This is a genomic window from Mesoterricola sp. MK458, from assembly GCF_055384935.1.
In genome coordinates, this window is the sequence record NZ_AP045075.1 from 3,457,642 (window position 1) to 3,469,877 (window position 12,236).

A 12,236-nucleotide genomic window follows, 5' to 3' on the forward strand; every position below is an offset into this window, starting at 1 on the left:
ATGGCAATCATCAAAGTCTGGATCGACGAAGGTTGTATCGTCTGCAACGCCTGCGAGGCCGAGTGCGCGGATGTATTCCACGTCACGGACGATACCTGTGTGATCAACGCGGCGGTGCGGGCCGATGGCCAGACCACCGAGAACCGGGCCGAGAAGGCCCCTCTGAAGGTGGACCTGCAGAAGAGCCTGGAGGCCGGCATCGTCGCCGCGGCCAACGGGTGCCCGGTGACGGTCATCAAGTTCGAACAGGTGGCGGACGCGGCCCCCGCGCCCGAGGCGCCTGCCGCCAAGGCGCCGGATGTCCCGGAACCGGTCAAGCCGGCCGAGCCCACTCCGGAGCCGGTCAAGGCGGCCGAGCCAGCGGCGCCCAAGGCGCCTGAGGCCGTGGCGCCCAAGACCCCCGAGCCCGCGGCGCCCAAGGTTTCAGAGCCTGCCGCTCCGGAAGCGCCCGCTGCCTATGTCTACGACCTCAAGGCCGCGCCCAACCGGCAGGTGGTGATGCCCAAGACGGTGCCGCTGCCCAGCCTGAAGACCTACCTCGAGGAGCAGGCCGCCCTGGCGGCTGCCGACGAGGCCAAGTGGAAGAAGACGCTCGCGGACTACGAGACGGCCAAGGCCAAGGCGGAAGCCGAGGGCAAGGACGCCCCCAAGGCGCCGGTGCGTCCCGTGCCCAAGCCGGACGCCAACGACATGAAGTTCCCCGCGCCCCAGGCTCCCACCGACCCCGATCTCCTGAAGCTCATGGAGGTCCTGGGCGACAAGGTGGAGGAGGCGTTCCAGCAGGGCGGCGAAATGACCTGCCAGGTCCACCGGGACGCCATCCGGGAGGTCCTGGAGCTGTGCCGCGAGGACCCGGCGCTGCGCTACGAGATGCTCGCGGACGAAACGGCGACCCACTATCCGGCGGCCCAGGGCTGGGCCTTCGCGGTGGTCTACCACCTCACCAGCATCCGCCGGCACAAGCGCCTGCGCCTGCGCATCCTGGTGCCCGAGGGCTACGAGCCCCAGAGCGCCGTCCCCGTCTACCCCACGGCCAACTGGCTGGAGCGGGAGATCTGGGACATGCTTGGCATCCGGTTCCAGGGACACCCCGACATGACCCGCATCCTCTGCCCCGAGGACTGGGAGGGCCACGCCCTCCGCAAGGAATATCCGACCCCCGGCCTCGGCCAGCGGGACATCGACTTCCGCGAGGACCGGAGCGGCGTGCTGATGCGCATCGCGATGGAGAAGGCCGGGAACCTGGGCATCAACCTCCATCCGCCCAAAGCTGAATAGGAGTTCCTTGTGTTCAAGAACGAGGAGATGGAAATAAACATGGGACCGCAGCACCCGTCCACGCACGGGGTGCTGCGCCTGAAGCTCAAGCTCGACGGCGAGGTCATCACGAAGTGCACCCCCTGCATCGGCTACCTCCACCGGGGCGTCGAGAAGATCTGCGAGAACAAGAGCTTCTTCCAGGGCCAGGTGTGGACCGACCGCATGGACTACACGTCCGCCATCGCCAACAACCTGGGCTGGGCGGAATCCATCGAGAAGCTCTTCGGCATCACGGTGCCCAGGCGCGCGGTGTACATCCGGACCCTGCTCAATGAGTTCAACCGCCTGGCCTCCCACCTGATCTGGCTGGCCACCCATGGCCTCGACATCGGCGCCATGACGGTGTTCATCTACACCTTCCGGGAGCGGGAGGCCATCCTGGACATCTTCGACGCCTTCTGCGGGTCCCGGCTCACCACCACGGCCTTCCGCATCGGCGGGCTGCGGGAGGACCTGCCGCCGGGCTTCGAGAAGAAGGTCCGGGACTTCCTGGCGAAATTCCCCGACTGCATCAATGAATACGAGACCCTCCTCACCGAGAACCGCATCTGGAAGAAGCGCACCATCGGCGTGGGCATCCTCAAGGCCGAGGACGCCATCGCCATGGGCGTCACCGGGCCGGTGCTGAGGGCCGCCGGGGTGGCCTACGACATCCGCAAGGCCTTCCCCTACGCCGCCTATTCGGAGATGGACTTCGAGATCCCCACGCGCACCGAGGCCGATACCTACGCGCGGTACCAGGTCCGCCTGGAGGAGATGCGCCAGAGCGCCCGGATCATCCAGCAGTGCATCGACGGGCTGCCGGAAGGCCCCGTGATGGCCAAGCTGCCCAAGGTCCTCCGCTCCGAGGTGAACGAGGTCTACCACGCCACCGAGGCCCCCAAGGGCGAGCTGGGCTACTACCTGGTGGGCGAGAAGGGTTCGCTGAACCCCTACCGCTTCCACGTGCGCGCCCCGGGCTTCATCAACCTCCAGGCGCTGCCCATGATGATCGAGGGTGGCCTGGTGGCCGACGTGATCGCCACGATCGGAACGCTTGACGTGGTCCTGGGAGAGATCGACCGATGAACGCAACCCCCGAGCTGACCCTCCTCCAGACCTGCCTGATGGCCGTGATCCAGGCCGTGTGCGTGGTCCTCTTCATCTTCATCATCGTGCCGCTGACCATCTACGCGGAACGCAAGGTGCTGGGCCACGCCCAGGACCGCCTGGGCGCGACCCGCATCGCGGGCCACCGCGTCGGACTCACGGGCTGGCTGAACCGCGGCATGTGGCGCATGGGCAAGGTGCCCTTCCTGTCCTACTGGCGCGGGCTCCCCATGCTGGTGGGCGACATCGCCAAGCTGTTCCTCAAGGAGGACATCGTCCCCACCAAGGCCGACCGGGCCATCTTCCTGGTGGCGCCGGCCCTGTCGCTGATCGCGTCGGTGGTGGTGTTCGCGGCGGTGAGCTTCTACCCTGGCGCGCTGTTCACCTTCCCGAAGTTCGTGCCGATCCTGGGGGGCGTGCCCTTCAACGGCTTCATCACCGACATGAACGTGGGCCTGCTGTTCATCCTGGGCATCGCCTCGGTGGGCGTCTACGGCATCGTGCTGGGAGCCTGGGCCTCCAATTCCAAGTATCCCCTCCTGGGCGGCCTGCGTTCCGGTGCCCAGATCGTCAGCTACGAAGTGCCCCTGACGCTCAGCCTGCTGGTGCCGGTGGTGCTCACCGGGACCCTGAACTTCAACGACATGACCCGCAGGCTGGCCCTGGAGATGTCTCCCCTGGCCGCGCCGCTCATGGCGGTGGGCTTCCTGGTGTACTTCACCTGCGGCTTCGCCGAGACCAACCGCATGCCCTTCGACATGCCCGAGGCGGAGAACGAACTGGTGGCCGGGTTCCATACCGAATACTCCGGAATGCGCTTCGGGTTCTTCTACCTGGCCGAGTACATCAACATGGTGGTCGTCGCGGCCCTGGCCAGCGCCTTCTTCCTGGGCGGACCCTACCTGCTGCCCTTCGGCCTGCACCGCTTCGTCCAGGACTGGCCCATCATCGGTTCGCCCAACGCGCTCTGGTACGTCGTGAAGATGATCTTCCTGCTGTTCGTCTTCATCTGGGTTCGCGGGACCATTCCCCGCTACCGGTACGACCAGGTCATGGCAGTGGCGTGGAAATATTTGATTCCTTTCACGCTTGTCCTTGTGGTGCTGGCTGCGGCCTTGCGCTTCGCGGCCTAGGGGAGTGAGTATGCGAAAGTTCCTCAAGACATTGTTCCCGGTGGACATCTTCAAGGGCATGAAGCTGACGGGCACGCACTTCGCGAAGGTCTTCGCCACGGCGAACCGGCGCAAGGTAAAGCTGCACGTCACCGAGGAGTACCCCGAGGTGCCCGTGAAGCTGGCGCCCCGGTTCCGCGGGCGGCTCACCATGCTCAAGGACGAGCAGGGCGAGATCAAGTGCGTGTGCTGCCTGGCCTGCGAGAAGATCTGCCCCACCCAGGTGATCACCATCGAGAGCGGCAAGAAGGAGGGGCGCAAGACCAAGATCCCCACCCGCTACGACTTCGAGATGGAGCGCTGCATCTTCTGCGAGTTCTGCGTTGAGAGCTGCGGATTCGATTCCATCATCCTTAACCACCAGTTCGAACTGGCGGCCTACAACCGCGAGGACTTCTCCATCGGCATGCTGGGCGAGTCCCAGAACATGTTCGGGCTGACCCCGGTCGGCAAGTTCTCCTATTCGGACGAGGACTGAACCCATGATCGAAACCTTCCTGGCTTTCATCGGGCGCAACCTGTTCCTGATCTTCGGCCTCATGGCCGTGGGCGGGGCCCTGGCGCTGGTCTTCTCCAAGAACGCCGTGCACAGCGTGGTGGGCTTCCTCTTCTCCATGCTCTCGGTGGCGGGCTGCTACCTCTGCATGAGCGCCGAGTTCCTGGCGGTGGCCCAGCTCCTGGTCTACGCCGGGGGCATCGTCGTCCTGTTCCTCTTCGTGGTCATGCTGGTGGAAATGACCAAATTCAAGGAGAAGGGCCTGTTCCAGTCGCAGACGCCCTATGCCCTCGTGGCCGTGGCCATCGGCGCCGCGGCCATCGTCGGGGTCTTCGTGAGCACCTGGTTCACGAAGAGCGCGGACGTGGCCCTCACCCTCGACCCGGGCCTGGCCCGGGGGCTGGACGTGGCCAAGGAGAACTCCCAGGCCGTGAGCCGCGGGCTCTTCGCGGGCTACCTGCTGCCCTTCGAGATCCTGTCGGTGATCCTGCTGGTGGCCCTGGTCGGGGCCGTGACGCTGGCCAAGAAGGAAAGGGTGTAGGCCATGGCATCCATGAACACGGTCCTCTTCATCTCATTCCTGCTGTTCTCCGCGGGTGTGGCCGGCGTCCTCGTGCGCCGCAATGCCCTGGTGATCCTCATGTGCGTGGAGCTCATGCTCAACGCCGCCAACCTGAACCTCGTGGCCTTCGCGCGCCACGCGGGCACGGTGGCGGGACAGGCCTTCGCCCTGCTGGTGATGGGCCTGGCCGCCGCGGAAGTGGCCATCGGCCTGGCGCTGGTGGTGGCCCTCTACCGCAAGAAGGACACCATCCAGGTGGACCAGATCAACCTTCTCAAGGGCTGAGCATGACCTCCCCTCTGACGACTTCGACCCAGGTGAACGCATGATCATGGAACACGCAGTCCAGAGCACGCCCCTCCACAGTTCCGTGCTCTGGCTCATCCCTTTCCTGCCGCTGTTCGGCGCCATCCTGAACGGCGCCACGGGGCGCAGGCTCAAGAACAACAAGCTGGTGGACCTCATCGCCCTGGGTTCCGTGGCGGCGTCCTTCCTGCTGGTGTGCTACACCTTCGTCCAGCTCATGGGCCTGGAACCGGCGAACCGCTCCGTGACCCAGACGGTGTGGACCTGGCTGAGCCTGGGCGACGCCCAGGTGCTGGGCGGGATCACCCACAACACCATGGCCTGGGCCTACAAGGTGGATCCCCTTTCCGCCTGCATGGGCCTGCTGGTGACCGGGGTGGGCTTCCTCATCCACCTGTTCTCCACGGGCTACATGGCCGATGAGCGCAAGAGCGGCGAGTACTACCGCTTCATGGCCTACCTGAACCTCTTCATCTTCTCCATGCTCAACCTGGTGCTGGGCGCGAACATGATCATCATGTTCCTGGGCTGGGAAGGGGTGGGGCTTTGCAGCTACCTGCTGATCGGCTTCTACTTCGACCGTGAATACGCGGCGGTTGCGGGCAAGAAGGCCTTCGTCACCAACCGCATCGGCGACTTCGGGTTCCTCATCGGGTTCTTCCTGATCTTCATGATCTACGGCTCGGTGGACTTCGACACGCTCATGGGCATGACCCGGGACATCCTGGCCCGGCCCGAGATCACGCTCTTCGGCGTCTCCCACGCGCCCACCTGGTGGTTCAACCTCATCGGCTGCTGCCTGTTCCTGGGCGCCTGCGGCAAGAGCGCCCAGATTCCCCTCTACGTCTGGCTTCCGGACGCCATGGCGGGCCCGACCCCGGTGAGCGCCCTGATCCACGCGGCCACCATGGTCACCTCGGGCCTCTACATGATCGCCCGGCTCAATTTCATCTACATCAACGCCCCGGTGGCCCTGTCGGTGGTGCTCTTCGTGGGGGCCCTCACGGCCCTGGTGGCGGCGAGCATGGGCCTGGCGCAGTACGACATCAAGAAGGTGCTGGCCTACTCCACGGTGAGCCAGCTGGGCTTCATGTTCATGGGCATGGGCGCGGGGGCCTTCTCCGCCGGCATGTTCCACGTCTTCACCCACGCCTTCTTCAAGGCCGCCCTCTTCCTGGGGTCCGGCTCGGTGATCCTGGCCTGCCACCACGAGCAGGACATGCGCAACATGGGCGGATTGAGGAAATACATGCCCTGGACCTTCGCGTCCATGGGCATCGCCACCCTCGCCATCGCCGGCATCTTCCCCTTCTCGGGCTTCTTCTCCAAGGACGAGATCCTCTGGAAGGTGTTCGAGGGCTGGTTCGCGGGCGGCACCTACCAGGGCTCCACCCTGAACCTGGTGGCCTGGTGCATGGGCATGATCGCGGCGTTCATGACCGCCTTCTACATGGTCCGGCTCATGGCCATGACCTTCTTCGGGGAATACCGTGGCGCGGGGCATGACCCCCACCACCTCACCGTCCCCTCCGAGGTCCACCACGCCGCCGACGACCATGCCGGGCACGACGCCTCCCACGGCCACGACGACCACGATGCTCACAATGCCCACGACGCCCACGGGTCCCACGGTCCCCGCGAGGTGCCCTGGAACATGTGGGTGCCCGTGGCCCTGCTGGGCCTCCTGGCCCTGGTGGGCGGCTTCCTGAACATCCCCCACAGCCTCCACTGGATCGGCAGCGGCCACTTCAGTGCCTGGATCGCCCCGCTGCTCTACCAGACCCACGCCCACGAGGCCCACGAGGCCATCCCGGCCATGGAATACATCCTGATGTTCGTGGCCACCGTCGTGTGGGCACCGGCCGCCATGGGCCTGGCCTGGTGGTTCTACGGCGCGGATCCCACCTGGTCCAAGCCCAAGGCCTTCGTGAAGCGCTTCCCCGAGCTGTTCGAATGGGTGAACGCCAAGTACTACATCGACGAGTTCTACGAAGCCGCCTTCATCGGACCCTGCAAGCAGCTGGGTGCCCAGTTGTGGGCCTTCGACACCTGGGCGGTGGACGGCATGGTGAACGGCGCCGCGCGGTTCACCCTCGTCAGCAGCCACGCCCTGCACTGGTTCGACGCCAAGATCGTCGACGGCCTGGTGAACCTGGTGGCCTGGGTGCTGCAGCAGGTCGCCGGGGGCTTCCGCAAGCTCCAGAGCGGCCGGGTGCAGAACTACGCCTTCGTCATGTTCCTGGGCTTCCTGGTGTTCGCATTCTGGAAGTTCCTGGCCTGAACCCCTTCTCTCCCTTCGATTTCCCCGTTCGACCTTTAGACGCTCCCTGGAGTTCCCATGATCCCCTGGTACCAAAACCTCCCGTTGTGGGTCACCTTCCTTCCCCTCCTGGGGGCCCTATTCCTTCTGCTTGTTCCGAAGGAGAGCCGCCGGACCTTCGAGTTGGGAGCGCTCGCCTTCACGGTGGCGGACTTCCTCCTGAGCCTTCCGCTGTGGTTCCAGTACGACCGGTCCAGCGCGGCGGTCCAGTGGGCCTACTCCTGCGACTGGATCCCCAGCATCGGGGTCAAGTTCAGCATCGGCATGGACGGGATCAGCCTGGTGCTGCTGCTGCTCACCACGCTCCTGGGCTTCATCGTGGTGTGGTGCTCGTTCACGGCCATCCAGGAGCGCCACAAGGAGTACTACATCTGGCTGCTGGTCATGCAGTTCAGCATGATGGGCGTCTTCATCACCCAGGACATGTTCCAGTTCTACCTGTTCTGGGAACTGATGCTGGTGCCCATGTACTTCCTGATCGCCATCTGGGGCGGCCCCCAGAAGCTCTACGCCGCCATCAAGCTTTTCCTCTACACCCTGGCGGGGTCGGTGCTGATGCTGGTGGCCATCCTGGCCATCTACTTCCTGCAGTTCAAGACCACCGGCCACTACGACATGTCCATCGCCTCCTTCCAGGCCATGGCGGCCACGGTCGGCCAGCAGTCCCACACCTTCCAGACGCTCCTGGCGGTGGCCTTCTTCCTGGGCTTCGCCATCAAGGTGCCCATGTTCCCCTTCCACACCTGGCTGCCTGACGCCCACGTGGAAGCTCCCACGGCGGGTTCGGTGGTGCTGGCCGGCGTGCTCCTGAAGATGGGCACCTACGGCTTCCTGCGCTTCCTGCTGCCCATCGCCCCGGACGCCACCAAGGAGCTGATGCCCTGGTTCATGACGCTGTCGATCATCGGCGTCATCTACGGCGCGCTGGTGGCCATGATCCAGAAGGACATGAAGAAGCTCGTGGCCTACTCCTCCGTGAGCCACCTGGGCCTGTGCATGCTGGGCATTTTCGCCCTGAACCCCAACGGCATCACCGGCGGCATCCTCCAGATGCTCAACCACGGCATCTCCACGTCCGCGCTCTTCCTCATCGTGGGCATCGTCTACGAGCGGCGCCACACCCGCCTCATCGCCGAGTACGGCGGCCTTTCCAAGACCATGCCCATCTACGCGACCGTCTTCATGATCATGACCATGAGCAGCATCGGGCTCCCGGGCCTCAACGGCTTCATCGGGGAGTTCGCCATCCTTCAGGGCGCCTTCCAGGCCGCGCCCTGGATCGCGGTGGTGGCCACCACGGGCATCATCCTGGGCGCCGCCTACATGCTCTGGCTCTACCAGCGCGCCATGTTCGGACCCATCAGCGAGACCAACACCAAGATGGCCGACCTGAACCTGCGCGAGATCGCCTACTTCGTGCCCCTGCTCATCGCCGCCTTCTGGATCGGGCTCTATCCCAAGCCGATCCTGGCCGTCCTCGACAAGCCCGTGGAGAAGCTGGTGATGCAGGTCAATCCGTCCTTCTACAAGCAGCAGCCCCTCACGGCCGCCCAGCGAGAAGCCGCCCAGCGCGGCATGGCCGCCATGGCCGCGCCGGCCCATGCCGAGGGTGCCGCCGAAGAGCACGCGACCAGCCATGGAGGGGGTGAGTAATGTCCTTCGCCGCCGGATTGTGGGGGACCCTGGTCAGGGATCTCCCGCTCATCTACCCGCAGCTTCTCATCCTGGTGGCCGCCACGGTCATGCTCTGGCCGGGCGACGTGTTCGTGCCCAAGGGCGGGAAGAGCCAGTGGGCCGCCGTCACCGTCCTGGTCCTCGCGGCCGCGGCGTTCCTGGTGAGCCGCACCCCCTCCGGGATGGGCTTCTCCCGCATGTACCAGGTGGACGGCATCACCCGGGGCTTCCAGTACCTGTGCCTGGCCGCGGGCATCATCACCGTGCTCCTGAGCCAGCTGCAGCTGAACCTGCACAAGGACCAGTCGGTGGAGTACTACGCCCTGATCCTCTATTCGGTGACGGGCATGCTGTTCCTGGTTGGGGCCTCCGACCTGGTGTCCGTCTACTTCTCCCTCGAGCTCATGGCGCTGTGCATCTATATCCTGGTGGCGTACTTCCGGGAGCAGGAACGCAGCATCGAGGCGGGCGTGAAGTACTTCCTGCTGGGGGCCTTCTCCAGCGGCATCCTCCTGTTCGGCATCAGCCTGCTTTTCGCCGCCACGGGCGGGGTCACCACGAACCTCGCGGACCTCAACGAGAAGCTGGCGCTCCTGCCCGCCTCCAGCAACCTGCTGGTGTTCCTCGGGATCCTCATGGTCATGGTGGGCTTCTGCTTCAAGGTGGCGGCGGTGCCCTTCCACATGTGGAGCCCGGACGCCTATGACGGCGCCCCCACGGCCATCACGGCCTTCATGTCCATGGCGCCCAAGGCGGCCTCCCTCGCGGCCTTCGCGCGGGTGTTCGGGTCGGGCTTCGGCGGCCTCCACGCGGAGTGGACGGCGCCCCTGGCCTTCGTGGCCGCGGCCAGCATGATCCTGGGCAACATCGCCGCCCTCCGCCAGCAGACCATGAAGCGGCTGCTGGCCTACTCCAGCATCGCCCACGTGGGCTACATGCTGCTGGGGGTGCTCAGTTCCAACGTTCCCGGCGGCGTGCAGGCCATCTGGCTCTACATGCTCACCTATCTGCTCATGCAGAGCGGGGCCTTCGGCATCGTCATCTACCTCCAGGGCAAGGGCGAAGGGGAGCGCATCGAGGACTTCCGCGGCCTGGCCCGCACCCGGCCGGTGCTGGCCTTCGCCATGATGGTCATCCTCCTGAGCCTGGCGGGCATTCCGCCCCTGGTGGGCTTCTTCAGCAAGTTCTACCTGTTCAAGCTGGCCATCGAGCAGGGTCACGTGACCCTCACGGTCATCGCGCTGCTCACCAGCGCCGTGGCGGCCTACTACTACCTGGCGGTGGTGGCGGTCATGTATTTCAAGGAACCCGCCGAGGGCGAAGTCAAGCCCGTGAGCGGGATCACCAGCCTTGTGGTGGGCATGTCCTGCGCCCTGGTCCTGGCGGGAACCCTCTTCGGGGCCTACCTGCTGGACTGGGCCGGCACGATCCTCTAGCCCGCCCCCTTTCCCCGTCGCCGGCAGCTCTCCCCATGGGGACTGCCGGCGATGGCCGTTACAATAGGCGATAATCGGACAAGGGCGGGTGGCGGCATGCTGTTCCAGCGCAAGGACAAGGGGGTCGACCCCCGGGAAAGGGCCCTGTGGGGCGACCTCATGGGGCTGGGCATGGTGTTTCCCATCGCCATCGTCTCGGGGTTCTTCCTGGGGCGCTGGATCGGGGGGCTCTTCGGGCATCCCCGGGCCGGCATGTGGGTGGGCCTGGCCTGGGGCGTGGCCACGGGGTTCTGGGAGCTGTACAAGACCACCGTGCGCCTGGACCGCTTCGACGAGGCCGAACGCAAGCGCAAGGACGATTCCCATGGGGGCTGAGGACGGGGGGGCGCACCACCTGACCCGCATCGGCCGGATCCAGCTGGCCCTGGTGCCCCTGGGCGCGGCGGGCTGGGGTCTGGCCCGGTCCTGGCGGGCGGCTTTGGTGTTCGCGGCGGGGGGGGTGGCCAGCATCCTCTTCTGGAACCTCCACCGGTGGGTGGTGGGCGGCATGCTGACCCCTTCGGTGAGGCGCCGGTGGCTCTTCGGGTTCCTGGTGCTGGCCAAACTGGCGTTGATCGTGCTTCTCCTGCGTGGGATGATGGTGTGCTTCCCTTCGGAAGTACTACCCTTCGTCACCGGGATCCTCCTGTTCAGCGCTTCCATCGTCCTGGAAGCGTTCTGGTTGATCTTCCGGCCCGACTGAGCACCCGAGGTCCCCACCATGGAACACCATGCGTCCTTTCTCGCGGTCCTATTGACCAACCTCCTGGGGCTGGCCAGGCACCCGTGGGGCGGCTTCGCCCACGGTCAGGCCCTGTCGGTCCTGGAGCGCTACGACCACCTGCTCATCTCGGTCCTGGCGGCCCTGGTAACGGTCATCCTCGTGCTCATGGTCCGGGCGAAGCTGGTGCGGGTCCCCGGCCCCCTGCAGCAGACCATGGAATACCTGGTGGGCTTCGTGCGGACCCTGGTGTCGGACAACGTGGCCCATCACCCGGACCGCTACGTGCCGCTGATCGGCACCCTGGGGGTCTTCGTCCTCCTGAACAACCTCTTCGGCCTGGTCCCCGGCCTGGGTTCGGGCACGGCCAACTACAACGTGACCCTGGGGTGCGCCCTGGTGGTGTTCCTCTACTACAACTTCCACGGCATGCGCGAGCACGGCGTCGGGAAGTACCTGGGCCATTTCGCGGGCCCGGTGTGGTTCCTGTGGATCCTCATGTGGCCGCTCGAGGTCCTGGGCCTGTTCTCCCGCATCCTGAGCCATAGCCTGCGTCTTTTCGGCAACATCGCCGGCGAGCACGTGGTGACCGGGATCTTCTTCGGCTTGGCCCCCCTCGTCGTTCCGGTGCCCCTGGCCTTCATGGGCCTCTTCTTCGGCCTGATCCAGACCTTCGTGTTCATCATGCTCGCCACGATCTACGTGTCCGGAGCGGTCGCGCACGAGCACTAGCCCCGTTTCCAACCGGACGTCGGGATTCCGAACCCCGCGTCCCCCTTTTCCGAGGTTTCCCATGAAGAAGTTCCTCACCACCGCCTTCCTGTTCACCCTGGCCGTCGCCGCCTTCGCCCAGGTCCCCGGCGCCCCCGCCCCCGGCATCTTCGAAGGCAAGTTCCTGGCCCACATCGCCCTCGCCATTGCGGCCGCCGGCTGCGGCATGGCCCAGGGCAAGGCCGTGGTCGCCGCCTGCGAAGGCATCGCCCGCAACCCCCAGGCCGCCGGCAACATCCGCACCACCATGATCATCGGCCTGGCCCTCATCGAGGCCCTGGTGATCTACGTGCTCGTGGCCGCCTTCGCCGTCAAGTAGCCCGCACCCGC

At 65.7% G+C, this 12,236-nt stretch carries 13 protein-coding genes; all 13 read left to right on the forward strand.

From position 1 onward, the window contains the following. The 13 genes from ACZ5LB_RS15085 to ACZ5LB_RS15145 all read left to right on the forward strand — a co-directional run bounded on the left by ACZ5LB_RS15085 (position 1) and on the right by ACZ5LB_RS15145 (position 12,225). The gene (locus ACZ5LB_RS15085) at positions 1-1,278 is read left to right on the forward strand and encodes an NADH-quinone oxidoreductase subunit C (protein WP_464603031.1); all 1,278 of its coding nucleotides are present in this window, start codon (positions 1-3) and stop codon (positions 1,276-1,278) included. A gap of 9 nt (positions 1,279-1,287) precedes the next feature. Continuing rightward, a complete protein-coding gene (locus tag ACZ5LB_RS15090; protein ID WP_464603032.1) occupies positions 1,288-2,388 on the forward strand; it encodes an NADH-quinone oxidoreductase subunit D in 1,101 nt (366 codons plus the stop codon). Continuing rightward, on the forward strand, positions 2,385-3,542 hold the full coding sequence (locus ACZ5LB_RS15095) for a complex I subunit 1/NuoH family protein (protein ID WP_464603033.1): 1,158 nt from the start codon (positions 2,385-2,387) through the stop codon (positions 3,540-3,542). The genes ACZ5LB_RS15090 and ACZ5LB_RS15095 overlap by 4 nt, the downstream gene beginning before the upstream one ends. A 10-nt stretch (positions 3,543-3,552) precedes the next feature. After that, positions 3,553-4,059: a NuoI/complex I 23 kDa subunit family protein gene (locus ACZ5LB_RS15100; RefSeq protein ID WP_464603034.1), complete on the forward strand. Its 507-nt coding sequence runs from the start codon at positions 3,553-3,555 to the stop codon at positions 4,057-4,059. A 4-nt stretch (positions 4,060-4,063) separates the two neighbouring features. Next, complete coding sequence (locus ACZ5LB_RS15105; protein ID WP_464603035.1) at positions 4,064-4,618, forward strand: NADH-quinone oxidoreductase subunit J family protein; 555 nt, start codon at positions 4,064-4,066, stop codon at positions 4,616-4,618. A 3-nt stretch (positions 4,619-4,621) separates the two neighbouring features. After that, positions 4,622-4,924 (forward strand): NADH-quinone oxidoreductase subunit NuoK, encoded by a 303-nt coding sequence (gene nuoK, locus ACZ5LB_RS15110; protein ID WP_464603036.1) that lies wholly within the window; start codon positions 4,622-4,624, stop codon positions 4,922-4,924. A gap of 40 nt (positions 4,925-4,964) precedes the next feature. Next, entirely contained in the window at positions 4,965-7,226 is a 2,262-nt protein-coding gene (gene nuoL / locus ACZ5LB_RS15115) for an NADH-quinone oxidoreductase subunit L (protein WP_464603037.1), read from the forward strand. 57 nt (positions 7,227-7,283) lie between these two features. Next, on the forward strand, positions 7,284-8,918 hold the full coding sequence (locus tag ACZ5LB_RS15120) for a complex I subunit 4 family protein (protein WP_464603038.1): 1,635 nt from the start codon (positions 7,284-7,286) through the stop codon (positions 8,916-8,918). Beyond that, positions 8,918-10,375, forward strand: a complete 1,458-nt coding sequence (locus ACZ5LB_RS15125) for an NADH-quinone oxidoreductase subunit N (protein WP_464603039.1) — start codon at positions 8,918-8,920, stop codon at positions 10,373-10,375. Before ACZ5LB_RS15120 ends, ACZ5LB_RS15125 begins: the two co-directional genes overlap by 1 nt. Positions 10,376-10,471: 96 nt before the next feature. After that, positions 10,472-10,750, forward strand: a complete 279-nt coding sequence (locus tag ACZ5LB_RS15130; RefSeq protein WP_464603040.1) for an AtpZ/AtpI family protein — start codon at positions 10,472-10,474, stop codon at positions 10,748-10,750. Beyond that, on the forward strand, positions 10,740-11,117 hold the full coding sequence (locus ACZ5LB_RS15135; RefSeq protein WP_464603041.1) for an ATP synthase subunit I: 378 nt from the start codon (positions 10,740-10,742) through the stop codon (positions 11,115-11,117). Before ACZ5LB_RS15130 ends, ACZ5LB_RS15135 begins: the two co-directional genes overlap by 11 nt. Positions 11,118-11,135: 18 nt before the next feature. Continuing rightward, complete coding sequence (gene atpB, locus ACZ5LB_RS15140) at positions 11,136-11,867, forward strand: F0F1 ATP synthase subunit A (protein ID WP_464603042.1); 732 nt, start codon at positions 11,136-11,138, stop codon at positions 11,865-11,867. Positions 11,868-11,928: 61 nt separating this feature from the next. Continuing rightward, complete coding sequence (locus ACZ5LB_RS15145) at positions 11,929-12,225, forward strand: ATP synthase F0 subunit C (RefSeq protein ID WP_316413690.1); 297 nt, start codon at positions 11,929-11,931, stop codon at positions 12,223-12,225. Positions 12,226-12,236 lie beyond the last annotated feature (11 nt).

Excerpts from the sequence above, each read along its gene's own strand:
- ACZ5LB_RS15105 (WP_464603035.1), top strand. The coding sequence starts at position 4,064 with ATGATCGAAACCTTCCTGGCTTTCATCGGGCGCAACCTGTTCCTGATC.
- ACZ5LB_RS15100 (WP_464603034.1), top strand. The coding sequence starts at position 3,553 with ATGCGAAAGTTCCTCAAGACATTGTTCCCGGTGGACATCTTCAAGGGC.
- ACZ5LB_RS15120 (WP_464603038.1), top strand. The coding sequence starts at position 7,284 with ATGATCCCCTGGTACCAAAACCTCCCGTTGTGGGTCACCTTCCTTCCC.
- ACZ5LB_RS15095 (WP_464603033.1), top strand. The coding sequence starts at position 2,385 with ATGAACGCAACCCCCGAGCTGACCCTCCTCCAGACCTGCCTGATGGCC.
- ACZ5LB_RS15135 (WP_464603041.1), top strand. The coding sequence starts at position 10,740 with ATGGGGGCTGAGGACGGGGGGGCGCACCACCTGACCCGCATCGGCCGG.
- atpB (WP_464603042.1), top strand. The coding sequence starts at position 11,136 with ATGGAACACCATGCGTCCTTTCTCGCGGTCCTATTGACCAACCTCCTG.
- ACZ5LB_RS15145 (WP_316413690.1), top strand. The coding sequence starts at position 11,929 with ATGAAGAAGTTCCTCACCACCGCCTTCCTGTTCACCCTGGCCGTCGCC.
- ACZ5LB_RS15085 (WP_464603031.1), top strand. The coding sequence starts at position 1 with ATGGCAATCATCAAAGTCTGGATCGACGAAGGTTGTATCGTCTGCAAC.
- nuoK (WP_464603036.1), top strand. The coding sequence starts at position 4,622 with ATGGCATCCATGAACACGGTCCTCTTCATCTCATTCCTGCTGTTCTCC.
- ACZ5LB_RS15130 (WP_464603040.1), top strand. The coding sequence starts at position 10,472 with ATGCTGTTCCAGCGCAAGGACAAGGGGGTCGACCCCCGGGAAAGGGCC.
- nuoL (WP_464603037.1), top strand. The coding sequence starts at position 4,965 with ATGATCATGGAACACGCAGTCCAGAGCACGCCCCTCCACAGTTCCGTG.
- ACZ5LB_RS15125 (WP_464603039.1), top strand. The coding sequence starts at position 8,918 with ATGTCCTTCGCCGCCGGATTGTGGGGGACCCTGGTCAGGGATCTCCCG.